This is a genomic window from Streptomyces sp. NPDC056527 (assembly GCF_042794475.1).
Lineage (GTDB): Bacteria > Actinomycetota > Actinomycetes > Streptomycetales > Streptomycetaceae > Streptomyces.
On record NZ_JBHTTQ010000052.1, the window covers coordinates 24727 to 47937 of the forward strand.

The window sequence follows — 23211 nt, forward strand, 5'->3', positions numbered from 1 at the left end:
GGGTACGAGTCCGGCCCTCGCTCGTCGTACGAGTCGGAGTCTCGTGCGGGGTACGAGCGTGAGCCGCGTTCGTCGTACGGGTCCGAGCCCCGTGCCGGGCACGAGTCCGGCCCTCGCTCGTCGTACGGGTCCGAGTCTCGTGCGGGGTACGAGCGTGAGCCGCGTTCGTCGTACGGGTCCGAGCCCCGCGCCGGGTACGAGTCCGGCCCTCGCTCGGCGTACGAGTCGGAGTCTCGTTCCTCGTACGAGCCCGGGTCCGAGCGCGAGCCCCGGCCCAGGACGCGGCCGGCCCCCGAGCCCGCCGATGCGCCCGAGGCCAACCGGTACCCCTGGGACCTGGACGGTGAGGAGGAGTGAACCCCCGCGCGACCCCGGACCACCCGGTGCCCGGCCATGCCGTGTGCCTCGATCTGAGGGCCGGGGTGCACGACCCCGACGGCGCGGTCCGCGCCGCCCTGGACGCCCCGCAGCCCCGCGGCGAACGGCGCTTCCTCGTCCTCGACGACGCCGACCGGCTCGTCGCCCATCAGCTCCTGCACGAACGCCTGTCGTCCTACGGCCCCGCACGGGTCGTCTGCCTGGCCGTCGGCGCCCCCGGGCAGCGGAGCCTGAGCCGCTCGCTGACGCTGCGGCCGCCGGGCGCGGGAGTGCTGTGGCTGCTCGACGACTCCGACGACGCCGCGCTGCGCCCGCTCGTCGACGTCCTGGCCACCCCCGAGGTGTTCGACGCCGTGCTCCGCGCGCTCGCGGACGTCGTACGGGGCGTGGCGGTCCCCTCCGCCCGCGTCCTGGAGCACGACCTGACCGAAGAGGCCCGTGCGCGCTCCTGGCGGCAGGCGGTCGAGGGCCTGGCAGGACCCGACGTGCCGGCCCTCGCGCCCACCGAGGCCGTCCCGGCCGAACTCGCCGTGCTGCTCGACGAGTCCGTGCCGCGCTCCCTCTCCGGTCACGACTGGATTCCCGCCCCGGGACGGGCCGGAATCCTGCTGCGCACCTGTGAGGAGGCCCTGGACGACGCCGTCGAGGGATACTCCCGGGTACGGGGCCCGGCCGGTCTGCTCCGCGGGTCCGGCCGGACGCCCGACCTGCCCGGCGACATCGAGCGGGTGGCGGGGTCCCTGGCCCGCCTCCGTACCGCCGTCGCCGACGCGTTCGCCGCGGCGGGCGGCACACGGCTCACCGCCGAGCACCGCGGGCGGTTGCGGGACCGGGGCATCGAACTGCCCGAGATGCCACGGGAGATCTCGCGCGCGGGGATCGTTCCCGCGCTGCGCGACCACACCCACGAGCTGATCGGGCGCGGCCTTCCGCTGCGCTCCGTCGCCGCCCGGCTCGCCGCGCTGTCGGCGCGCACCGCTCCGGCGGGCAGCGCCGCCCGGCTGGCCCGGCTCGACGAGATCTGCGGCCCGGAGGAGAGGAACCGCCTGGCCGCGCAGCATCCGTTCACGGCCGGCGGCTCACGGGCCGTCGCCCTGACGGTCACCGCCGTCCTCGCCTTCGTCGCGGGGCTCTGGCCCGTCGCCGGGTGGGCACTCGGACCCGCCGTCGGCGTCCTGAGCGGCGGCCTCGCCCATCTGATGCTGCGGCGCAGGCCCAACCGTTCCCCGGACGGACGGCTCGACGGCGGAGGCAGCACGGGCGCCGCGCCCCGGCTCCTCGGCGGCCTCGTCGGCGGCGCCGCCGGAGCGGGCGTGGGCCAGGTCCTCGGTCTCCCGCTCTGGGCGGGGGCCGTGGCCGTGACGGTGGCCGTCGCCGTCGTCGTGGCGCTCGCCCTGCGGGACTGGACACGGGCCGTCGACGACTGGTGGGCCCGGGTGGACCCGGAGAGCGCCGGACGGGCGGTCCGGCAGATCCACACCCTCGTCGTCACGACGGCGGTGCACGACTGGCTCTTCGCCGAGGTGCGTCACCACTGCTCGGACGGCGCCGGCGCCGTCGCCCGGCTGCTGCGCGGACTGGCGGCCACCGCGGACGCGTACGAGTACGCGTACGAGCCGGGGGAGGAGTACGGGTTCGACGGCCGAGGGGCGAAGGAGGAGCGCGTCGACGCCACGGCGACCGGGGCGAGCACGGCGTGGAGCTGGCAGGACTGGGCGGACAGCACCGGGGACGACGCCTGGTCCGACGCACCGGACGAGCCGCCGCCGGGACCCGGCCCGGCCTCCGCACCGGCCGCGGCGCCCGCGCCCGCTCCGCGGCGACCCGCCGGTGCCGCGCCGCCCTGGCTGGAGCGCCGGTACGGCGACGGGGGGCCCGCCCTCGTGGACACCCTCGTCGCCGACCTCGTCGACGGCACCGTCCGCATCCTCGACAGCTGCTGGGCCGGGATCGAACGCGACCCCGGGAACGCCGGACGGCTGCCGCTCGACGAGCGGCTGACGGAGCTGCTCCACGAGACCCGGGTCCGGCTGGAGCGGGACGTGGCCGCCTCCCCGCCGCCCGGCGCCGTGGACCGGGGCGAGCGCCCCGACGCGGCCCGGCTCACCGGAGTTGCTCCGGACGCGGTCGCCCGGCTCCTCGCGGCCGACGACGACCCCGACCGTACGGTGCCGCTCTGCGGCCCCGAGCATCTGCGGCTGCTGTCCCACGACCCCTCCGCCAGCCGCCAGGTCCGGTTCGTGCCCGAGGCGATGCGTCGCGGCGCCACCGGCGACGACATCTGGCGGGGCACGACCGAGGACGTGGTGTGGACGCGCGCGGGACGCCACGCGGGCATCCTGCGTCTCGTGCCGCTGCGCGGCGACATCGTCCGCATCGTCAGGGAAGAAGGGGCGGGAACGTCATGACCGAGGCGGAAGCGCCACAGCGCCCCGGCCCGCAGGAGGAGCTGGAGTTCCGTACGTATCGGGAGGAGCCGATCCGGTTCGCCGTCCGGTACGGCGAGGACCGCAGGCTCCCCGGCCGCTCCGGCGTCCTGGCCCGGCAGGTCACCCTGAGCACCGGCTGGCCGGCCCTGCAGTTCCGGCTGCCGCTCTCCGCGCAGGGCGACCCACGGGCGTACGAGATGCTCGAACGGGAGGTCTCCGCCGCCGTCGTCCTCGAACGGCGTTACGGCGCCGAGAAGTTCGGCGAGGTCTTCACCCGGGTGATCGGCTTCGACCTCGAGTGCGCCGAGCCCTTCGTCCTCTATCGGACACCGGGCGGCACGCCGCTCACCGAGTGCCGGGACCGCCTCGGCGGTGACGAACAGCAGCAAGTCATCGCCCAACTCGCCCTGGCGGTACGCCTCCTGAACGAGGTGGAGCTGGTGCACCGGGCGATCGCGCCCGACACCGTCCGCTGGGACGGCACCCATGTGCGGCTCTGCGAGCCGTACGCCGCGCTGCGCACCGGCGAGTCCCGTGAGGTCTTCGGGTCGGCGCCCTGGGCCTCGCCCGAACAGCGCGCGGGGCGCGGCGCGGCCGACACCCGCGACGATCTGTGGTCGGTGGCCAGACTCGGCTACTACCTGCTCTCCGGCCACCCCGATCCGGGCGAGGCCCCGCCGGAGGACCTGGGGGACTACCGGCGCCTCGCGGCGCTCGAACAGAGCGGCCTGTTCGCCACGGAGGCGGCGGCGCGGCGGTCCCCCGTCGAACTGATGCGGCTGCTCCATGTCCCCGACCCGCTCGCCACGGCGGTCGGCGCCGCCGATCCGCTCAGCCGGGGCCGCGCCGAGTACGACGCCCAACTCGCCCGCAAGCGCGCGGTGTCGGGGGCGACAGGGCAGGGGGAGAGCCCCTCGCCCACCTCGTACGGGACTCCGGCCGGCTCGTTCGACGGTCCGCGCAACCCGTACGACCTGGTGCCGCCGAAGCGCTCCCTGCGCGACCGGTTCTTCGGCGGCGACCCCGAACCCACCCCGCCACCGCCACCGGTCGCCCCAGTACCCTCCCCGCCGCCGACGCGGGGGCGGATGTGCCCGCACTGCCTGGTCCCCGTCGAGTACGACGAGCGCCTGCTCGTCACCATCGACGCCAAGGGCAACCGGATACCGCTCGACCTCAGCGGCGAGCACCGTCCCGAGATCCGGCAGGACGCCCTGCGCAAGGCGTACCACCTGTGCCCGCACGCCGGGCAGGGCGAGGAGGCGCACGAACTCCCCGTCCCCTACCTCACCAACGGCGAGCCGCTGTCCATCGCCCTCGTCGGCAGCTCCTCCGTGGGCAAGACCCATCTGCTCGCCGCCATGCTCGGCGAGGTCGAACTCGGTGGCCTGGAGCCCTACGGTCTGAAGTGCCTGCCGCTCAACCCCGAGGCACACCGCACCTATCTGCGGGAACGGGTGCAGAGTCTCCAGCAGGGGCGGCAGCTGGGCCGCACGGGCCAGCAGACCTTCGCCCGGTTCGCCGACGGGCTGCTCGTCTCCGCGCGCGGCACGCTGCCCCGGCCCGTCGTCTTCTTCGACCTGGCCGGTGAGGACCTCGCCCAGGACGGGGAGGTCGCCCGCTTCCTGATGGGCGTCGACGCCTTCGTCTTCGTCCTCGACCCCTTGCGGGCGCTGCGGATGCCGTCGCTCGACCCGGTCCGCGAACAGAACGGCCTGCCCCGCCGGGACCTCGGGGACGAGGCGTTCACGACGGTCCTCAACCGGATCCCGCGGCAGAACGGCGGCCTGGTGGGCGCGCCGGCGACCATCGCCGTCAACAAGTCCGACCTGGTGCGCTTCGAACCGGCCGTCGACCGCTGGCTCGGCCGCGCGCTGCCCCGCCGGCTCGACCGGGAGGCGCTGCGCGCCGAGAGCCGGGACGCCTACGCCTTCCTGTCCCATCACGCGAGCCCCGCCTGGCTCAAGCCCTTCGACGACTGTGCGCGCTGCACACTGCACTTCGTCGCGGCGACCGGCGGGGAGGCCAAGGGGGACCGCTTCCCCCACGGCGCCCGGTCGCGCCGGGTCCTCGCGCCGCTGCTGTCCATCTTCGCCATGTGCGGGCTGCTTCCCGAGGCGGAACCGAGCGAGGGGAGAGCCTGATGGCACGGTCGGAGAACGAGGTCGACCAGATCGTCTTCCGCTGGGACAGCCAGAACGTCTCCGGCAGCACCGGGTTCGGTCCCGTGGCCTGGTCGGCGCCGCACGATGAGGTGGAGACCGTCTTCGGGATCTTCGGCGCGCTGCTGCGGGCGAGCGGCGAGGAGACCCGGCCCGCGCTGCTCCGGCTGCACCAGCGCGCGGGGGTCCTGCTGATACGCCGTACGCCTTGGACGGACCCCGGGGGACGGTCCTCCGTGATCTGCCACGCCCTCGTAGGCTCGGCGGAGCTGCTCGATCCCGCCACCTGCCTGGGGCTGCACGGGTGGAACTGGGAGGGTGCCGCGCTTCCCCTCGCCGAGGTGCGCGGCCCGCTCCCCGTCGTACCGGCACGGGCGCTGGAGCGCGCGGCCGGGCCCATCGCCCTTCAGGGCGTGGAGTCCGAACTCGTCGGAACGACGGCGGAGTTGCTGCGCAACCCGAAAGCGAGGTTCACCCTGCTCGACGAGCGCGGGGACACGGCGTGTCCCGTGCTGTGGGGGCTGCACGGCATGTTCGGGGGGCTCCTCCCCGACCGGCGCTGGACCTTCGCGAGCCACGACACCGTCGAACTGCCCGCGCTGCGCTTCGTGTTCGTCGGCAAGTGGGCGGGCGCGGCGAGCCGGAACACCGACCGCCGCCGCGTCGACCCACGCGAACGTCTCGGCGACCGCGCGGAGGAGATCGCGGCCCGACTCGTCCACCACCACCTGTGGTCCCTCTCCGAGGCCGCCGAGCACCACGCACCGAGGGTCGCCGACGCGCTGGGTGCCGTGACGGAGCCTGGCGACCTCCCCCTGCTGGAGGCGGCGGAGCGCGCACTCACCGTGCTCGACAAGGCGAGGGCCCGCGGGGCGGCGGAGACCCGACGCGAGCCTCGCCCGGCGGGCGCCGGGGAGACGCCCCGGGACGACGCGGGCGCCCGCGCGACGTGGCCGACGGGGGACACGTACGCCGGCGGGGGTTCGCGCGGTGGCGGAGGAGGTCCCGAGAGCCGGGGCCCGCGCTCCGGGGCGCCCGGGACGGGCGACGCGTACGGCGGCGTCGCGGTACCGCGCGGCGGCGCGGCGCGGCGCGAGCCCCGTGAGGGGCGGGGGCCGGAGGACGCCGGGGAGGCGGCAGGCGGTGCCGCGCGCTCCCGCGAGGCGTGGCCGGCGGTGGATGCGCATGACGGCGGTGGCGCGTCCCGCGATCCGCGGTCCGCCGGGGGGGACCAGGAGTCCCGGGCACGCAGGGAGGAGCCCGGAGCCGGGACGCCTCGCGTGGAGGGGCTCCCGTACGGCGGCCGGCTCGAAGAGGGGCGCGCGGCACACGACTTCGGGGTCCGACGGGACGTACCCCCCGCGCCCGTCCACGAGCCGGCTGACGTGCCCGTCGTGGCGCCCGCCTGGCGCGGGCCCGAACGGGGCGGGCGGAGGCGCTTGCCCCGGCCGCGGGGGCGGGCGAGGCCCGTGGAGACCGGACTCGTACGGCGGCTCGCCGACTCCGTCGAGGATGCGGAGGCGCGCGTACGGGCCGGCGGCGACGGCGAACTGCTCGACGCGCTCCGCCGGCCCCAGCCGTACGCCGTCACCACGCGGCTCATGGAGGAGGTCGCCCGACGCCTGCCGTCCTGGGACCGTCCCCTTCGGAGGGAGTTCCGCGACCTCGTGATCGGGCAGGAGCTGTTCGCGACGGCGCCCCGCTCCACCCAGCCCGGCGAGCCCGGCGAGGCCGAACGCGCGGCCAACGCCGCCGCGTTGCACCGGTGGGCGGTCCGTCCCCTCCTCGACGAGGGCGACGTCCCGACCGGCGCGCTGGTCGCGCTGCTCTCCGCGCTCCGGTCGAGCCCCGTCCCGGCCGCGCGGTCCGCGTTCCGGCAGATCGTGGACGACGAGAGGCCGGGGCTCCCCGAGGACGTCTGGCGGGAACTCCTCAGGGAGGCGTACGCCCATCCGCAACCCCAGCCCCACCTCCGGGCCACGCGTCCGTCGCCCGCATCCGCCCCCGTACCTCCACCACCACCGCGACCCGTCGCCCCGCCCCCGCCGTCCCGACGGCCCGAACCGCCCCCGGCGGCCTCCTCCGGAGGCGACGGCAAGCTCGTCGTCCTCACCCTGGTCGCGGTGATGGTCTCGATGCTCGCCGTCATCGTCGCGTACTACGCGACGTGACCCCGGCGACCGCTCCGAGAACCACGCGCGAGCCGCCCGGCTCCGTCAGGATGGGCGCATGGGATTCCATGTCGACTCCGAGGCCGGGCGGCTCCGCCGCGTCATACTGCACCGGCCCGATCTGGAGCTGAAGCGGCTGACACCCTCCAACAAGGACGCTCTCCTCTTCGACGACGTGCTCTGGGTGCGCCGGGCCCGGCAGGAGCACGACGGATTCGCGGACGTCCTGCGCGACCGGGGCGTCGAGGTCCATCTCTTCGGGGATCTCCTGCGCGAGTCCCTCGAACTGCCCGCCGCCCGCAAGCTCGTCCTCGACCGGGTCTTCGACGAGAAGGAGTACGGCCCGCTCGCCGCCGACCATCTGCGCGCCGCCTTCGACTCCCTCGACGCCTCCGAACTCGTCGAGGCCCTGGTCGGCGGGATGACGAAGCGGGAGTTCCTGGCCGTGCACCGCGAACCGACCTCGGTCCGCTTCCACGTCATGGACCTGGACGACTTCGTCCTCCGGCCGCTGCCCAACCACATCTTCACCCGGGACACCTCCGCCTGGATCTACGACGGCGTCTCCATCAACGCGATGCGCTGGCCCGCCCGGCAGCGCGAGACGGTGCACTTCGAGGCGATCTACAAGCACCATCCCCTCTTCACCGGCCCCGAGGCGGGCAGCTTCCACCACTGGTCGGAGGGGCAGTCCGACTATCCGTCGACGATCGAGGGCGGGGACGTGCTCGTCATCGGCAACGGCGCCGTCCTCATCGGGATGAGCGAGCGGACCACGCCGCAGGCGGTGGAGATGCTGGCGCGCGGACTGTTCGCGGCCGGCTCGGCCCGGACGATCATCGCGCTGGACATGCCGAAGCGACGCGCGTTCATGCACCTCGACACGGTGATGACGATGGTCGACCAGGACACCTTCACCCAGTACGCGGGGCTCGGGATGCTCCGCTCGTACACGATCGAACCCGGCGACGAGGGGCAGTCGCTCCGGGTCACCGACCACCCTCCGGAGCAGATGCACAGCGCGATCGCCGCCGCGCTCGGACTGCAGAGCATCCGTGTCCTGACGGCGACGCAGGACGTCCACGCGGCGGAACGGGAGCAGTGGGACGACGGCTGCAACGTGCTCGCCGTCGAGCCGGGGGTGGTCGTGGCGTACGAGCGGAACGTCACCACCAACACCCATCTGCGCAAGCAGGGCATCGAGGTGATCGAGATCCCGGGCAGCGAGCTGGGCCGGGGCAGGGGCGGCCCGCGCTGTATGAGCTGCCCGGTGGAGCGTGACGCGGTGTGAGGGGCGGGGGCCGGGTGAGGACCCGGCCGCCTGTGTCGGATTCGGTTTCGGTGCGGCTACGAGTGGGCCGCATCACTGTATAGACATGCTGATCAACGTATAGACTTCCAGGCGTTGACTCGTTCGCCGTACCCGACCGTACCCAGGAGCACCCCATGGCCACCGACCTCATCGGCCGCCACTTCCTCAAGGAGCTGGACTTCACCGCCGAGGAGTTCCGCGGTCTGATCGACCTGGCCGCCGAGCTGAAGGCGGCGAAGAAGGCGGGCAACGAGGTCCAGCGGTTGCGTGGCAAGAACATCGCCCTGATCTTCGAGAAGACCTCGACCAGGACCCGCTGCGCGTTCGAGGTCGCCGCGGCCGACCAGGGTGCCTCCACGACCTACCTCGACCCCTCCGGTTCGCAGATCGGGCACAAGGAGTCGGTCAAGGACACCGCCCGCGTCCTCGGCCGGATGTTCGACGGCATCGAGTACCGCGGCGACAGCCAGGCGCACGTCGAGGCGTTCGCCGCCCACGCGGGCGTCCCCGTCTTCAACGGTCTGACGGACGACTGGCACCCCACCCAGATGCTCGCCGACGTCCTGACGATGACCGAGCACACGGACAAGCCGCTGGATGCCCTCACGTTCGCCTACCTCGGCGACGCCCGTTTCAACATGGGCAACAGCTACCTGATCACCGGGGCTCTCCTCGGCATGGACGTGCGGATCGTCGCCCCGGAGGCGTACTGGCCGGCCGCGGAGGTCGTCGCCTCCGCGCGGAAGCTCGCCGAGACGAGCGGCGCGACGATCACGCTCACCGACGACGTCGCCGCAGGCGTCCACGGCGCCGACTTCGTCGCCACCGACGTCTGGGTCTCCATGGGTGAGCCCAAGGAGATCTGGGACGAGCGGATCGCCCACCTCGCCCCCTACTCCGTGACCATGGACGTGCTGCGTGCCACGGGGAAGGCGGACGTGAGGTTCCTGCACTGCCTGCCGGCCTTCCACGACCTGGGCACGGCCGTCGGCCGTGACATCCACGCCCGGCACGGGCTGACCGAGCTGGAGGTCTCCGACGAGGTCTTCGAGTCGGAGTACTCCGTCGTCTTCGACGAGGCCGAGAACCGGATGCACACGATCAAGGCGGTCCTGGTCGCGACCATGGCCCCCATCGTCGGATAGCGATACGTCGGGCGCGGTCGCGCTCTCCGCGATCGGGGCGCTCGGCGCCGACGCCGTCGGCGACAAGCCGGCCGCGCTCTCGCTCGTGGTCGACCGGTCACAGGATCGACGGTCGGTCGCTCGACGTGGTGGTCGGTCTGACGACGATCGGCATGCTGGCCGTCATGGCCGTCGTGAACATCGCGGTGATCGTGCTGCGCCGTCGCGATCCGGAGCTGCCGCGCTCCTTCCGGGCGCCGTAACTCTCGCCTGGTCGCGGCCGTGCCGTCGGCCGCTGTCGGGGCCGAAGCGCTGCCTCGGGCCGCTGTTCGGGCCGAGGCCGTTGCGGCCGAGGCTACGCCGGCCGTCGCTGTGCCGGTATCGCGGGAAGGGTGAACCAGACCGCCTTGCCGTGCGCGGTGGGGCGCTGGCCGCAGTCGCTGCTGAGCGCGCGGAGGAGCAGCAGGCCACGGCCGTGCTCCTGCCAGGGGTCGGGCCACTCGCCCGGCTCCGGGCCGATCAGTTCTCCGGGGCGGGCGGGCCGCCGGTCGTGCACCTCGACCTGGCAGCCGCCCGGCAGCACCTCGACGACCAGCTCGATGGGGTCCGCGTCGTCGGTGTGCTCGACGGCGTTGGCGACCAGCTCGGCGGTCAGCAGCTCCGCCGTGTCGCTGTCGGCGGGCGCCTCGACGTCGGTGAGCGCCGTACGGACCAGCGCGCGGGCGATCGGCACGGCCGCGGTGGTGTGCGGGAGGTGGATGCGCCACGTGGTGGGGTCGGTGGCTTCGACCATGGCAGGGTCCGTTCGCCGGGGAGGGTGGGGGAGGACGGTGCGTCCGGGACGTCCTCCTTTCAACCTTACGAACCGCAAAAGTGAAATCCACGGGTACCCCCTCCCTCGTGACGAGGTCCTGAGCCCCGGTCGCCGGGGACCTTCGGCGGTGCGAGCCGTCCTCCGCCTTATCGCGCGCTCGTGACGACAGTCACAACACGGTGATACGCTCGGAGCAGGAGGAAGGGAGGCCGTTCCGTATGAGCCCCTTTATCGGCTCCGCACCCCACACCGAGCGCTGGCATCACCTGCGGCTCGCCGTCGACGACGGCGTCGCCACCGTCACCCTCGCCCGCCCGGAGAAACTCAACGCGCTCACCTTCGGCGCCTACGCCGACCTGCGCGATCTGCTCGCCGAACTCTCCCGGGAACGCGCCGTGCGCGCGCTCGTCCTGGGCGGCGAGGGCCGTGGGTTCTGCTCCGGCGGCGACGTGGACGAGATCATCGGCGCGACGCTCTCCATGGACACGGCGCAGCTGCTCGACTTCAACCGGATGACCGGGCAGGTCGTCCGCGCGATCCGGGAGTGCCCCTTCCCGGTGATCGCCGCCGTCCACGGCGTCGCGGCCGGGGCGGGCGCGGTCCTCGCCCTCGCCGCCGACTTCCGGATCGCCGACCCGAGCGCCCGCTTCGCCTTCCTCTTCACCCGCGTCGGGCTCTCCGGCGGCGACATGGGCGCGGCCTATCTGCTGCCCCGGGTCGTCGGCCTCGGCCACGCCACCCGGCTGCTCATGCTCGGCGAACCGGTCCGCGCGCCCGAGGCCGAGCGGATCGGCCTGCTCAGCGAGCTCACCGAGGAAGGCGACGCCGACGCGCGCGCCGCCGAACTGGCCCGCCGCCTCGCCGACGGACCGGCCCTCGCCCTCGCCCAGACCAAGGCCCTGCTCACCGCCGAGCTGGACATGCCGCTCGCGGCCTCGGTCGAACTGGACGCCAACACTCAGGCGCTGCTGATGAACGGCGAGGACTACGCCGAGTTCCACGCGGCGTTCACCGAGAAGCGCCCCCCGAAATGGCGAGGTCGCTGACAATGCCCCCCACCCGAGCCCCCGCCCCCACCCGCGCCGCGCCCCGGCCGGAGGCCGAGCAGCCGGCCGGGGCCCCCGCCCAAGCCCCCGCCCCCGCCCCCGCGCCGCTTCGCGTCGCGGTCGTCGGGGGTGGGCCCGGTGGTCTCTACGCCGCCGCGCTGCTCAAGCGGCTCGACCCCGAGCGCGAGGTCACCGTCTGGGAGCGCAACGCCCCCGAGGACACCTTCGGCTTCGGCGTCGTCCTCTCCGACGAGACCCTCGGCGGGATCGAGCACGCCGACCCCGGCGTGTACCGCGCCCTCCAGGACGCGTTCGTCCGCTGGGACGACATCCACATCGCCCACCGCGGGCACCTCCTCACCTCCACCGGCCACGGCTTCGCAGCCCTCGGCCGCCGCCGGCTCCTGGAGATCCTGCACGCCCGCTGCGCCGAGCTCGGCGTACGGCTCCGCTTCCGCACCGAGGCCCCGCCGGCCGCCGACCTCGCCGCCACGCACGACCTCGTCGTCGCGGCCGACGGGGTCCACAGCCGCACCCGCGACGCCCACGCGGACGTCTTCCGGCCCACGCTCACCACCCACCGCTGCCGGTACATCTGGCTCGCCGCCGACTTCGCCTTCGACGCCTTCCGCTTCGAGATCGCCGAGACCGAGTACGGCGTGATGCAGCTCCACGGCTACCCGTTCTCCGCCGACTCCTCCACCGTCATCGTGGAGATGCGCGAGGAGGTGTGGCAGGCCGCCGGCTTCGACGAGCTCGACGAGGCGGAGTCCACCGCCCTCTGCGCCAAGCTCTTCGCCGAAGCGCTCGGCGGCCGGGCCCTGCGCGCCAACAACTCCTCCTGGACCGCGTTCCGTACCGTCGTCAACGAACGCTGGTCGCACGGCAACACCGTCCTCCTCGGCGACGCCGCCCACACCGCGCACTTCTCCATCGGATCCGGCACCAAGCTCGCCGTCGAGGACGCCCTCGCGCTCGCCGCCTGCGTCGAGGAGCAGCCCACCCTGGCCGAGGCGCTCGCCGCGTACGAGACGGAACGCAGGCCGGTCGTCGAATCCACCCAGCGGGCCGCGGCGGCCAGCCTGCGCTGGTTCGAGGAGCTCGACGGCCATGTCGATCAGCCGTCCCGGCAGTTCGCCTTCAACCTCCTCACCCGCAGCCGCCGCGTCACCCACGACAACCTTCGGCTGCGCGACCCCGCCTTCACCGGTGCCGTCGAGCGCGACTTCGGCTGTCCGCCCGGCACCCCGCCGATGTTCACCCCGTTCCGGCTGCGCGGACTGACCCTCCGCAACAGGGTCGTCGTCTCGCCGATGGACATGTACGTCGCCGAGGACGGCATCCCCGGCGACTTCCACCTCGTCCACCTCGGGGCGCGGGCGCTCGGCGGCGCCGGGCTCGTCATGACCGAGATGGTCTGCGTCAGCCCCGAGGGCCGGATCACCCCCGGTTGCACCGGCCTCTGGACCGACGAGCAGGAGGCGGCCTGGAGCAGGATCACCGCTTTCGTCCACGGCCGGTCGCCCGGCACCGCGATCGGCGTCCAGCTCGGCCACTCCGGCCGCAAGGGCTCCACCCGCAGGATGTGGGAGGGCATCGACCAGCCGCTCCCCGACGGCAACTGGCCCCTGACCGCCGCCTCACCGCTCCCGTACCGGCCCGGCGTCAACCAGATCCCGCACGCCCTGGACCGAGCCGGTATGACCGCCGTACGCGAGGAGTTCGCGGCCGCCGCCCGACGGGCCGCCCGCTCCGGCTTCGACCTGCTCGAACTGCACTGCGCGCACGGCTATCTGCTCTCCGGCTTCCTCTCCCCGCTCACCAACCGGCGCGACGACGCCTACGGCGGGGCGCTCGCGAACCGGCTGTGCTTCCCGCTCGAGGTCTTCGACGCCGTCCGCGAGGCATGGCCCGAGGACCGGCCGATGACCGTCCGCATCTCCGCCACCGACTGGGCGGAGGGGGGTACGACGGCCGAGGACGCGATCGAGATCGCCCGTGCCTTCGTCGCCCACGGAGCCGACGCCCTCGACGTCTCCACCGGCCAGGTGGTCCCCGACGAGCGTCCGGAGTACGGCCGCTCGTACCAGACCCCGTACGCCGACCGGATCCGCAACGCTCTCGCCGTCCCGGTGATCGCGGTCGGCGCGATCTCCTCCTGGGACGACGTCAACTCCCTCCTCCTGGCCGGCCGCGCCGATCTCTGCGCCCTTGCCCGGCCCCACCTCTACGACCCCCACTGGACCCTGCACGCGGCCGCCGACCAGAACTACCAGGGCCCGGCGGCCCCCTGGCCACACCCGTACCGCGCCGGAAGCCGCAAACCCCCGACGGGCCGGACGGACGCCCCGAAGCCGAGACTCACACTCTGACGCCCGCCGGGCAGGGGACCCGCCGCCGAAGCGGACCGCGTGCTCACGCCCCGGTGAGGGGGTCGGCGTCCCCGTCGGGTTGCACGAACTCCGCCCCGCGGTCCCGAAGCCTTTCGTGCAGCGCCGCGAAGACCTCCGCGGAGCGGGCGCCGGGCCAGTCCTGCGGCAGCAGTTCGGCCGGGAGGACCGGGTCCGCGTACGGGAGGCGGCGCCATGAATCCAGCGCGAAGAGGTAGTCCCGATAGGCGTCCTCGGCCGAGCCGGGGGAAGCCGTCCAGCGACGCAGGACCGGCTCGTGGGCCGCGAGGAACTCCTCGTGGAGCTTGGCGATCGACGGCAGGTCCCACCAGCGGCCCACCGCCTCCGCCGTCGCCGCGTAGCCCAGGTGCTCGCCCCGGAAGAGGTCCACGTACGCGGAGAGCTCCAGACGCTCCAGGGTGTTGCGAGTCTCCTCGTACAGCCGCGCCGGGGCGATCCAGACGCCCGGGGCCGCCGTCCCGAAGCCCAGCCGCGCCAGCCGTGAGCGCAGCAGATGGCGCTTGTGGCGCTCGGCCTCGGGGACGGTGAAGACCGCGAGGACCCAGCCGTCGGACAGCTTGGGCTCCGTACGGTTGTAGATCCGGCGGTCGCCGTCGTCCAGGAGCTGACGCGCGTCGTCCGACAGGGCGTACCCGGCCGCCCCGTCCGCCGTCCGGCGCGGCAGCAGCAGGCCCCGCCGTTTCAGCCGGGACACCGACGACCGCACCGACGGCGCGTCCACGCCGAGCACCGCGAGGAGGCGGATCAGCTCGGCCACGGGCAACGGCTCCTCGCCCGGCGCGAGGCCGCGGCCGTACGCGCCGTACAGCGAGACGATCAGGGAACGGGGGGTGTGCTGCTCGGCCACGTGATCACTCTAGGGGGTGTCCTCCGGCCCCGCGCGCAGCCGGAATCGCTGCAGCTTCCCCGTCGCCGTCCGCGGCAGCGCGTCCAGGAAGACGATCTTGCGCGGACTCTTGTACGGCACCAGCCGGGCCCGTACGAACGCCCGCAGCGCCCCGGCCGTGTCCGCGTCGCGCGCCACCCCGTCCCGTACGACCGTGTACGCGACCACGATCTGGCCGCGCAACTCGTCCGGCTGACCCACCACCGCCGCCTCGACCACGTCCGGGTGGGCGAGCAACGCCTCCTCGACCTGGGGGCCCGCGATGTTGAAACCGGCCGAGATGATCATGTCGTCGGCGCGGGCCACATAGCGGAAGTAGCCCTCCGTATCGCGGACGTAGGTGTCGCCCGTGACGTTCCAGCCGTCGTGGACGTACTCGCTCTGCCGGGGGTCCGACAGATACCGGCAGCCGACCGGCCCGCGCACCGCGAGCAGGCCCTCCTGGCCGTCGGGGACCTCCGCGCCGGCGGGGTCGACCACCCGCGCCTGCCAGCCGGGTACCGGCCGCCCGGTCGCGCCGGGGCGGATGTCGCCGTCGGCCGCCGAGATGAAGATGTGGAGCAGTTCGGTGGCTCCGATGCCGTTGATGAGCTTGAGGCCGGTCCGCCGGTGCCACGCGTCCCAGGTCGCGGCCGGCAGGTTCTCGCCCGCCGACACGCACCGCCGCAGCGAGCGCAGCGGAGCGACGTCGTGCCCGCCGTGCCGGTCGATCTCCTCCAGCATCACCCGGTACGCGGTCGGCGCCGTGAACAGCACCGACACCTGGTGGTCGGCGATCGCCTTCAGCAGCTGCTTGGGTCCCGCCTGTTCGAGCAGCAGCGCGCTGGCCCCGGCCCGCAGGGGGAAGAGGACGAGCCCGCCGAGACCGAAGGTGAAGCCGAGCGGGGGCGATCCGGCGAACACGTCGTCCGGCTCGGGGCGCAGGACGTGCGCCGAGAAGGTGTCGGCGACCGCGAGGACGTCGCGGTGGAAGTGCATGCACCCCTTGGGCCGCCCGGTGGTCCCCGAGGTGAACGCGATCAGGGCCACGTCGTCCGCGGCCGTCTCCACCGCCTCGTAGGTGTCCGGTCGGCCCATGGCGAGGGAGAGCAGGTCGTCGGGGGAGTCGCCGCCGAAGGCGGTGATCCGCAGTCCCGGGACCTCCGCCTTGACCAGGTCGTCGACGCTCCTGATGTCGCACAGCGCGTGGGTGCAGTGGGCCATCTCGCACATCACGGCCAGTTCCTGGGCGCGCTGCTGGGCCAGGACGGTGACGGCGACCGCGCCCGCCTTCATCACCGCGAGCCAGCAGGCGGCCAGCCAGGGCGTGGTGGGGCCGCGCAGAAGCACCCGGTTGCCGGGCAGGATGCCGAGATCGGAGGTCAGGACGTGCGCGATCCGGTTCACCCGCTCACTCAGCTGTCCATATGTCCAGACATTCCCGTTTCCGTCGCGGAACGCCGGACGTTCCGTGCCGAATCGTTCCACCGTGCGGTCGAGCAGCTCCGCCCCGCAGTTGAGGCGCTCCGGGTAGGCCAGTTCCGGCAGGTCGAAGAGCAGATGGGGCCAGGCGTCGGCGGGCGGCAGATGGTCGCGCGCGAACGTGTCGTGGTGGGCCGAGGGGGTCAGCTCCATGAGTTCGTCCCCTTGTCGTGGTGGGGTCGCCCAACGAGCGTATCGTGATGGTGACGACAGTCAACGGTGCGCGATAGAACTGATGCAGGCGAGCGAGCCAGAGGGAGACAGGGGTCCGAATGTCCGTATTCTCACTCGATCCACGCCAGACCGCCCGATGCGCGGAGCTCCGCGCCCTCGCGGCCGAGCATCTGCGGCCCCTCGCCGAGAAGGGCGAGCCCGGCCGGGTCAACCGCCCCCTGGTCGCCGCCCTCGGCGAGCTGGGCCTGCTCGCAGGGCTCTTCGAGGCGGGCGCCCTCGACCTCTGCCTGCTGCGCGAGTCCCTCGCCCACTCCTGTACGGAGGCCGAGACCGCGCTCGCCCTCCAGGGCCTCGGAGGCCACCCCGTCGCCGCCTTCGGCACACCCGAGCAGCGGGCCCGCTGGCTCCCCGAGATCGTCGCGGGACGCGCCGTCGCGGCCTTCGCGCTCAGCGAGCCCGACGCGGGCTCCGACGCCGCCGCGCTCTCCCTGGAGGCGCGCCCCGACCGCGCGGGCGGCTGGCGCCTCCACGGCGAGAAGCGCTGGATCTCCAACGCCCCCGAGGCCGACTTCGCCACCGTCTTCGCCCGGACGACCCAGGGCGCCGGAGCCCGCGGCGTCACCGCCTTCCTCGTCCCCGCCGACCGCCCCGGCCTCTCCGGCACCCCCCTCGACATGCTCGCCCCGCACGCCATCGGCTCCCTCGTCTTCGACGGCGTCCCGGTCGGCCCCGCGGACGTGCTCGGCGAGACCGACCGGGGCTTCCGGGTCGCCATGACCACCCTCAACCGCTTCCGCCCCAGCGTCGGCGCCTTCGCCGTCGGCATGGCCCAGGCCGCCCTCGACGCGACCCTCGCCCACACCGCCGCCCGGCCCGCCTTCGGCGGCGTCCTGAGGGACCTCCAGGCCGTCTCCCACCAGGTCGCCGAGATGGCCACCCGCACCGAGGCCGCCCGCCTGCTCGTCTACGCGGCGGCGGCGGCCTACGACGCGGGCGCTGCCGACGTGCCCCGGCGCTCGGCGATGGCGAAACTGCTGGCCACCGAGACGGCGCAGTACGTGGTCGACGCCGCCGTCCAACTGCACGGGGCACGGGCGCTGCAACGAGGCCATTTGCTGGAACACCTCTACCGGGAGGTGCGTGCCCCGCGCATCTACGAAGGAGCGACGGAGGTCCAGCGCACGATCATCGCCAAGGAGCTGTACGCCGCGGCAGAGGCGGCCGACGGGCCGCCGCCTCCTGTCGCGCCCGGTCCGCACGCGGCGGAGCCCGCCACCGGGAGGCCGCCCGTGGAGCCTGTCGTCGCCGAGTCGCCGAAGGAGCCGTCCCGATGAGCCTGCACCGGCACAACCCAGCCGAACTGTCCCCGCCCACCGGCTTCTCCCACGCCGTGACCGCCACCGGCACCCGGCTGGTCTTCCTCGCCGGGCAGACCAGCCTGGACCGCGACGGCAAGGTGGTGGGGGAGACCCTGCCCGAGCAGTTCGAGACCGCGCTCACCAACCTCCTCACCGCCCTCCGCCACGCCGGCGGCACCGCCCGCGACCTCGCCCGCGTCACCGTCTACGCCACGGACGTCGCCGCCTACCGCACCCACGCACATGAACTCGGCGCCATCTGGCGGAGGTTGGCGGGACGCGACTATCCGGCCATGGCCGTGATCGGAGTCGTACGGCTGTGGGACGATCAGGCTCAGGTGGAGCTGGACGGCTTCGCTGTGCTGGAGTAGGCGCGGGGAACAGGGGAGCCATGCCGGAGATCGAACTGACCGCTGGAACCGTCGCGTACGAGGACACCGGCGGCCCCGGCCCCGTGCTTGTCCTGCTGCACGGGCTGGTCCACGATGCCAGTGTCTGGCGCAAGGTCGTCACCGAACTCGCCCCGGACCACCGGGTGGTGGCACCGACCCTCCCGTACGGCTCCCATCGCACCCCGATGGATCCGGACGTGCCGCTCTCGCCCGACAGCGTCGTCGACCTGATCGCCGAACTCCTCGACCGGCTCGATCTCACCGACGTCACCCTCGTCGAGAGCGACTGCGGACGCGCCCAGACCGTCGCCGTCCGCCACCCCGAACGGATCGCCAGGCTCGTCCTGATCTCCTGCGAGGCCTTCGACAACTACCCGCCGGGAACGCCCGGCAAGATGATCGACCTGGCCTGCCGCGTCCCGGGCGGAATCCTCCTGATGGCCCGGGTCCTCGGCCTGAAGCCGCTGCGTCGGCTGCCCGTCGGGCTGGGCGCGCTGACCAGGCGGCCCGTGCCCGACGCGATCGCCGACGCTTGGCTGCGGCCCCTGCGCACCGACCCCGCGATCCGCCACGACTTCCGCCGCTACTGCCTCGCCGTCCGCAAGGACGAACTCCTCCGGGCCGCCGAGGGGCTGCGGACGTTCGACCGTCCCGCGCTCGTCGTCTGGGCCGTCGACGACCTGATGATGCCGCGCGAGCACGGCCGCAGGCTCGCCGAACTCCTGCCCCGGGGGCGGCTCGTCGAGATCGAGGACAGCAGGACGCTCGTCGCCGAGGACCAGCCCGAACGGCTGGCGAAGGAGCTCCGGGCCTTCGTCGCGGAGACCTCCGCGGGCGGGTCTTGATCAACTGGTCAGCCGCCGGACCCGGGCTTACTGTCGAAAAGGTGGACTGACCGGCCCACGGCTCCCCCACACCAGGCGAGGGGCGCGATGCGCCATGAGTACCCCGAAGCCGACGTCTCCAGCAGCGACCGCGACGCACGGGAAGGGCGGTGACGGCAAGGGCATCGCCCTGTTCGTGATCGCCTCCTGTCAGCTGATGGTCGTTCTCGACATCACGATCGTCAACATCGCGTTGCCGCACATCCAGAGTGCGCTGGATTTCTCCACGACCAGCCTGTCGTGGGTCGTCAACGCCTACACGCTGACCTTCGGCGGACTGCTGCTCCTCGGCGGACGAGCCGGCGACATCCTCGGCCGCCGCCGTGTCTTCATGTTCGGCATCCTGCTCTTCGGGTTCGCCTCGCTGCTCTGCGGGCTGGCACAGAACGACTGGCAACTCCTCGCCGCCCGGGCGCTCCAGGGCGTCGGCGGAGCCATCGCCTCCCCGACCTCGCTCTCCCTGATCACCACGAACTTCGAAGAGGGCCCGGAACGCAACCGGGCGTTCGGTGTGTTCGCGGCCGTCTCCGCGGGCGGCGGCGCGATCGGGCTCGTCGCCGGCGGACTGCTCGTCGAATGGCTCGACTGGCGCTGGATCTTCTTCGTCAACGTGCCCATCGCGCTGCTCATCGCGTTCCTCACGCCCCGCCACATCAAGGAGTCCGAGCGGCACCCCGGCCACTTCGACTTCACTGGAGCCTTCACCTCCACCCTCGGCATGGTGGCGCTGGTGTACGGATTCATCCGCGCCTCCCAGGAGGGCTGGCGCGACCCGTGGACGCTCGCCTCGTTCGGCGCGGCCGTCGTCCTGCTGCTCCTGTTCATCATGGTGGAGCGCCGCTCCCGACAGCCGATCACTCCGCTGCACATGTTCGCCGACCGCAACCGGGCGGGCACGTACGCGATCATGCTCTGTCTGGCCGCGGCGATCTTCGGGATGTTCTTCTTCCTGACGCTCTGGGTGCAAGGCGTCCTGCACTTCAGCCCGTTGAAGACCGGCCTCGCCTTCCTGCCCGTCAGCGCGATCATCGCGGTCGGAGCCGGGTTCGCCTCCCAACTGCTGCCCAAGTTCGGGCCGAAACCCTTCATGGTCGTCGGCTCGCTCCTGTCGGCGGCCGGCCTGTCCTGGCTGACCCTGACCAACGTCGACTCCACCTACCTGGGCAGCATCCTGGGTCCGATCCTCGTCTTCGGCATGGGCATGGGCCTGATGTTCGTCTCACTGACCATCATGGCGCTGTCCAACGTCGAGCAGCGGGAGGCGGGCGCCGCGTCCGGCCTGCTCAACGCCACCCAGCAGGTGGGCGGTTCGCTCGGCCTCTCGATCCTGGTGACGGTCTTCGGCACGGCCAGCCGCAACGAGGCGCAGGAGCAGGTACCGATCTTCCTCTCCCAGGCGGGCCCCCTGGAGAAGGCCCAGTTCGCCAAGACCGGCCAGCTGCCACCGCCCTATGCGGACGAGGTCCTCACATCCGGTGTCTCGTCCGGCTTCATCACGGCGGCGGCGTTCGCCATCGTGGCGTTCTTCATAGCCCTGTTCGTGATCCAGGTCCGAGCCTCGGACATCGAACGCCTCAAGGGCGGCATGGGACCCCCGGGGGTCGGCTGACGAGCGGTCCCCGGGGGTGGACCGGTATCCGGCTCATCAGGCCGGATACCGCTGGATGTCCCGGAACCCGAAACCGTCCGGCCGGGACGCTGGGATCCTCGCTCGGTCATTCCCTGCCGTACTTGCGGTGGTAGTCGTCGTCGTTCTCGTAGTTGCCGTCGTAGTACTCGTCGGGGTTGCCGTGGTCGCGGTGCCACTCGTCGTCGTTGTCGTAATTCCCGTCGTAGTAGCTGTCGTTGTCGCGTGTTTCGCGAGGCCGGCCGCCTGCCGTGTTCAGGCCGTTGGAGCCGAGAGGTGGGGATGGCGTCGGGGTGGAGCCGGCCTCGGGCTCGGTGATCGAAGCGGTGTGCGACTCGGAAGGGCTGCCGTCGGGCTCGGGGTACAGGACGGTGGATGACCCCGAAGGGTTGCGGTCGGGCTCCTCGGCAGAGCCGACAGGGAAGGCCGCGATGCCGATGCCGATGGCCATCACGATTCCGGCGACGAGGTAGAGGGCGCTGCTCGCGGGAGCCCACCTCTCGGCTTCGGTGGTCCTCTTCACCGTCCTGTCTCCGGGGACGGAGCCGGGACGTGAGGTCGAGGCGCGCACGGATCGGTCGGCACGCTCGGACGGTGTGAGCCACCGCTGCTCAGAGCCGGTGGGAAGTGTCCGCCGTGCACCGGTCCACGCATGTACGGCTTCGCGTGAGTGGCGGCGGGTGGCGTCGGAAATCGACTCTCCGTCGGCGAACGTGATGGGCTCCCCGCACTTCGTGCACTGCCAGTCCATCGATTCCCCCGCTTCGGTCGATGCGGGTCGAGCTTAGGGCGGGTCGAGGGCGCCAGATACCCCTTCGAAGTGGGCCTGCGTTCTTCCCGGAATGGTGGCGCAGGTGCCCGGGCAGCTCTGCGGCCGTCATAGGAGAGGCCCCCTCAGGCTCTGGGCGGATTCCAGCAGTCGTCGCAACACAGAGGCTGTAGGTGCGGTCAGGGTAGATGGCGCTCGGTGGTTGACGAAGGCTGGCCCGGCCCGGGAGGCGGATGTGTGGGCCGGAAGCCGGTCCCGGATATCGTGGCCATTCAGCGCGATGGCTCGACCAGGAGTTGGTGAGCTGAGAGGAGGGCAAAGTGACTGCCGTGACTCGTTTGGTCACTTATGTCGATCTGGACAAGGCTGCCACAGACGCTCAGCACACGTCGGTGACCGCGCGGCTTGAAGCTGTACTCGCAGATGACCGCAGCCTGGTGCTGCTGAACGACCGGGGGTGGAGCTGGACCTCATCGGCTCCCACGGACACCTGTTCGCACATCTCCGCCGAGGAAATCGAGGAGGAGGCCCGGACAGTGGTCGGGCCGGACGAGCCGACCGGTAGCGAAACACACGAGCAGGTGGCGGCCGGCCACTGGAGCTTCCTGGCCGGCATCCTCACGCAGCAGGACGTGGACGTGGAAGCGCAGGAGCTGGCCGGGCTTTCGCATGATGTTGTGCTGAGCGAGCACCTGCGAGCACGGATTCGGGGCCGATAAGTACTCGGCGCTGCACTTCCCCGCCGGAGAGCGATCATGAGTCATTGCCTCATGCAGACGGGGTGATCGGCCGCGCAAGCAGTGCAGCGAGGCGCTCGGCTGGAGTTTCCCAGCCGAGCGTTTGCGTGGGCGTCCGTTGAGTTCGGCAGCGACAGCGTCCAGGTGCTCTCGGCTGTGAACCGACAGATCGGTGCCCTTGGGAAAGTACTGCCGTAGCAGGCCGTTCGTATTCTCGTTCGACCCGCGCTGCCAGGGACCGGCCGGATCGCAGAAGTAGACCGGAACGTCCGTGGCGATGGTGAACTCGTGGTGGCGCCCCATCTCGCTGCCCTGGTCCCAGGTCAGAGACCGCGTGAGATGGGCCGGCAGAGACGTCACGACCTTCACCAGCGCGTCACGGACCAGCCCGGTGCCGCGGCCGTTGGGCAGGTGCAGGAGCATCACATAGCGGGTGGTGCGTTCGACCAGGGTGCCGATGGCGGACCCGTTGTCCTTGCCGATGATCAGGTCGCCTTCCCAGTGGCCGGGAACGGCCCGGTCGGCGACCTCGGCAGGACGTTCGCTGATCATCACCATGGGGTGCCGATAACGCGGCTGACGCTGCTGGGCCTGGCGGCGAGGCTTGCGGCGGACCCGTCCGGTCCGCAGGGCCTTGACCAGCTCCCGGCGCAGCTCTCCCCGGCCCTGGACATAGATGGCCTGGTAGATCGTCTCGTGAACCACGTGCATCTCCGGCCGGTCGGGGAAGTCCCGGTGCAGGTGCTGCACAATCTGTTCCGGGCTCCACCGCCTGCCCAGACGCTCCTGTATGTACTCCCGCAGCTCCGGATTCTGAGCGATCTTCGCAGGTTTGGGGCGGGGCCGGCGCGACTCGGCGCGGGCCTCATCGGCGTGCGGCCGGTACTGGCCGTTGACGGGGTGGCGGTTGCGCCGTATCTCCCGGCTGATCGTCGACGGGACTGCGCTCCAGGGCCGCGGCGACCCTCCGCACGGACACCTTCGCCCACACCTGGTCAGCGATGTAGAGGCGCTCTTCCAGCGTCAGGTGCCGAGACGCAGAAACGACCCGCTCAGCCCGCACTCTGTGTGCGGGC

16 protein-coding genes and 2 pseudogenes are annotated in these 23211 nt (G+C 72.6%); 12 read left to right on the forward strand and 6 right to left on the reverse strand.

Features of this window, described 5'->3' with window-relative positions:
- Window positions 1–320 (reverse strand): annotated as a pseudogene (locus ACFQ7Q_RS23420) (hypothetical protein); the annotation flags it as partial.
- Window positions 321–353: 33 nt separating this feature from the next.
- Here ACFQ7Q_RS23420 and ACFQ7Q_RS23425 point away from each other — a divergent pair.
- The 5 genes from ACFQ7Q_RS23425 to argF all read left to right on the forward strand — a co-directional run bounded on the left by ACFQ7Q_RS23425 (window position 354) and on the right by argF (window position 9597).
- Window positions 354–2786, forward strand: coding sequence for a hypothetical protein (locus ACFQ7Q_RS23425; RefSeq protein ID WP_383558443.1), 2433 nt, complete (start codon window positions 354–356; stop codon window positions 2784–2786).
- Window positions 2783–4951 carry a hypothetical protein gene (locus ACFQ7Q_RS23430; protein WP_383558444.1) on the forward strand — a complete coding sequence of 723 codons (2169 nt, stop codon included), beginning with the start codon at window positions 2783–2785 and terminating at the stop codon, window positions 4949–4951. The genes ACFQ7Q_RS23425 and ACFQ7Q_RS23430 overlap by 4 nt, the downstream gene beginning before the upstream one ends.
- Window positions 4951–7140: a hypothetical protein gene (locus ACFQ7Q_RS23435; protein ID WP_383558445.1), complete on the forward strand. Its 2190-nt coding sequence runs from the start codon at window positions 4951–4953 to the stop codon at window positions 7138–7140. Before ACFQ7Q_RS23430 ends, ACFQ7Q_RS23435 begins: the two co-directional genes overlap by 1 nt.
- 58 nt (window positions 7141–7198) lie before the next feature.
- Entirely contained in the window at window positions 7199–8431 is a 1233-nt protein-coding gene (locus ACFQ7Q_RS23440) for an arginine deiminase (protein WP_383558446.1), read from the forward strand.
- Window positions 8432–8586: 155 nt separating this feature from the next.
- Window positions 8587–9597: an ornithine carbamoyltransferase gene (gene argF / locus ACFQ7Q_RS23445; RefSeq protein ID WP_383558447.1), complete on the forward strand. Its 1011-nt coding sequence runs from the start codon at window positions 8587–8589 to the stop codon at window positions 9595–9597.
- Between the two features lie 334 nt (window positions 9598–9931).
- Here argF and ACFQ7Q_RS23450 read toward each other — a convergent pair whose 3' ends face one another.
- On the reverse strand, window positions 9932–10369 hold the full coding sequence (locus tag ACFQ7Q_RS23450) for an ATP-binding protein (RefSeq protein WP_383558448.1): 438 nt from the start codon (window positions 10367–10369) through the stop codon (window positions 9932–9934).
- A gap of 239 nt (window positions 10370–10608) precedes the next feature.
- Between ACFQ7Q_RS23450 and ACFQ7Q_RS23455 the strand changes: the two genes are divergently transcribed.
- Both ACFQ7Q_RS23455 and ACFQ7Q_RS23460 read left to right on the forward strand, forming a co-directional pair.
- Window positions 10609–11436, forward strand: coding sequence for an enoyl-CoA hydratase family protein (locus ACFQ7Q_RS23455; protein WP_383558449.1), 828 nt, complete (start codon window positions 10609–10611; stop codon window positions 11434–11436).
- Window positions 11437–11438: 2 nt separating this feature from the next.
- Window positions 11439–13808 carry a bifunctional salicylyl-CoA 5-hydroxylase/oxidoreductase gene (locus ACFQ7Q_RS23460; RefSeq protein WP_383558451.1) on the forward strand — a complete coding sequence of 790 codons (2370 nt, stop codon included), beginning with the start codon at window positions 11439–11441 and terminating at the stop codon, window positions 13806–13808.
- Between the two features lie 43 nt (window positions 13809–13851).
- On the opposite strand, the gene ACFQ7Q_RS23465 is transcribed toward ACFQ7Q_RS23460, so the two are convergent.
- Together ACFQ7Q_RS23465 and ACFQ7Q_RS23470 are read right to left on the reverse strand one after the other, a co-directional pair.
- Window positions 13852–14694 carry a PaaX family transcriptional regulator C-terminal domain-containing protein gene (locus ACFQ7Q_RS23465; protein WP_383558452.1) on the reverse strand — a complete coding sequence of 281 codons (843 nt, stop codon included), beginning with the start codon at window positions 14692–14694 and terminating at the stop codon, window positions 13852–13854.
- A 9-nt stretch (window positions 14695–14703) separates the two neighbouring features.
- Window positions 14704–16347 carry an AMP-binding protein gene (locus ACFQ7Q_RS23470; RefSeq protein ID WP_383558453.1) on the reverse strand — a complete coding sequence of 548 codons (1644 nt, stop codon included), beginning with the start codon at window positions 16345–16347 and terminating at the stop codon, window positions 14704–14706.
- A 119-nt stretch (window positions 16348–16466) separates the two neighbouring features.
- Between ACFQ7Q_RS23470 and ACFQ7Q_RS23475 the strand changes: the two genes are divergently transcribed.
- From ACFQ7Q_RS23475 to ACFQ7Q_RS23490, 4 genes are all read left to right on the forward strand, one after another.
- Entirely contained in the window at window positions 16467–17702 is a 1236-nt protein-coding gene (locus ACFQ7Q_RS23475) for an acyl-CoA dehydrogenase family protein (RefSeq protein WP_383558455.1), read from the forward strand.
- Window positions 17699–18097, forward strand: coding sequence for a RidA family protein (locus ACFQ7Q_RS23480; RefSeq protein WP_383558457.1), 399 nt, complete (start codon window positions 17699–17701; stop codon window positions 18095–18097). The genes ACFQ7Q_RS23475 and ACFQ7Q_RS23480 overlap by 4 nt, the downstream gene beginning before the upstream one ends.
- A gap of 20 nt (window positions 18098–18117) precedes the next feature.
- Window positions 18118–18963 (forward strand): alpha/beta fold hydrolase, encoded by an 846-nt coding sequence (locus ACFQ7Q_RS23485; RefSeq protein ID WP_383558459.1) that lies wholly within the window; start codon window positions 18118–18120, stop codon window positions 18961–18963.
- 94 nt (window positions 18964–19057) lie between these two features.
- The gene (locus ACFQ7Q_RS23490; protein ID WP_383558460.1) at window positions 19058–20611 is read left to right on the forward strand and encodes an MFS transporter; all 1554 of its coding nucleotides are present in this window, start codon (window positions 19058–19060) and stop codon (window positions 20609–20611) included.
- Window positions 20612–20717: 106 nt separating this feature from the next.
- Here ACFQ7Q_RS23490 and ACFQ7Q_RS23495 read toward each other — a convergent pair whose 3' ends face one another.
- Window positions 20718–21152, reverse strand: coding sequence for a hypothetical protein (locus ACFQ7Q_RS23495; protein WP_383558462.1), 435 nt, complete (start codon window positions 21150–21152; stop codon window positions 20718–20720).
- A gap of 566 nt (window positions 21153–21718) precedes the next feature.
- Between ACFQ7Q_RS23495 and ACFQ7Q_RS23500 the strand changes: the two genes are divergently transcribed.
- Window positions 21719–22117, forward strand: coding sequence for a hypothetical protein (locus ACFQ7Q_RS23500; RefSeq protein ID WP_383558463.1), 399 nt, complete (start codon window positions 21719–21721; stop codon window positions 22115–22117).
- A gap of 49 nt (window positions 22118–22166) precedes the next feature.
- Here the strand turns inward: ACFQ7Q_RS23500 and ACFQ7Q_RS23505 are convergent.
- A pseudogene (locus ACFQ7Q_RS23505) lies at window positions 22167–23198 on the reverse strand (IS30 family transposase).
- Window positions 23199–23211 lie beyond the last annotated feature (13 nt).

Bases quoted from the DNA above. Each gene is read 5' to 3' on its own strand.
- ACFQ7Q_RS23430 (WP_383558444.1), top strand. From the start codon at position 2,783: ATGACCGAGGCGGAAGCGCCACAGCGCCCCGGCCCGCAGGAGGAGCTG.
- ACFQ7Q_RS23435 (WP_383558445.1), top strand. From the start codon at position 4,951: ATGGCACGGTCGGAGAACGAGGTCGACCAGATCGTCTTCCGCTGGGAC.
- ACFQ7Q_RS23440 (WP_383558446.1), top strand. From the start codon at position 7,199: ATGGGATTCCATGTCGACTCCGAGGCCGGGCGGCTCCGCCGCGTCATA.
- argF (WP_383558447.1), top strand. From the start codon at position 8,587: ATGGCCACCGACCTCATCGGCCGCCACTTCCTCAAGGAGCTGGACTTC.
- ACFQ7Q_RS23450 (WP_383558448.1), bottom strand. From the start codon at position 10,369: ATGGTCGAAGCCACCGACCCCACCACGTGGCGCATCCACCTCCCGCAC.
- ACFQ7Q_RS23455 (WP_383558449.1), top strand. From the start codon at position 10,609: ATGAGCCCCTTTATCGGCTCCGCACCCCACACCGAGCGCTGGCATCAC.
- ACFQ7Q_RS23460 (WP_383558451.1), top strand. From the start codon at position 11,439: ATGCCCCCCACCCGAGCCCCCGCCCCCACCCGCGCCGCGCCCCGGCCG.
- ACFQ7Q_RS23470 (WP_383558453.1), bottom strand. From the start codon at position 16,347: ATGGAGCTGACCCCCTCGGCCCACCACGACACGTTCGCGCGCGACCAT.
- ACFQ7Q_RS23475 (WP_383558455.1), top strand. From the start codon at position 16,467: ATGTCCGTATTCTCACTCGATCCACGCCAGACCGCCCGATGCGCGGAG.
- ACFQ7Q_RS23480 (WP_383558457.1), top strand. From the start codon at position 17,699: ATGAGCCTGCACCGGCACAACCCAGCCGAACTGTCCCCGCCCACCGGC.
- ACFQ7Q_RS23485 (WP_383558459.1), top strand. From the start codon at position 18,118: ATGCCGGAGATCGAACTGACCGCTGGAACCGTCGCGTACGAGGACACC.
- ACFQ7Q_RS23490 (WP_383558460.1), top strand. From the start codon at position 19,058: ATGAGTACCCCGAAGCCGACGTCTCCAGCAGCGACCGCGACGCACGGG.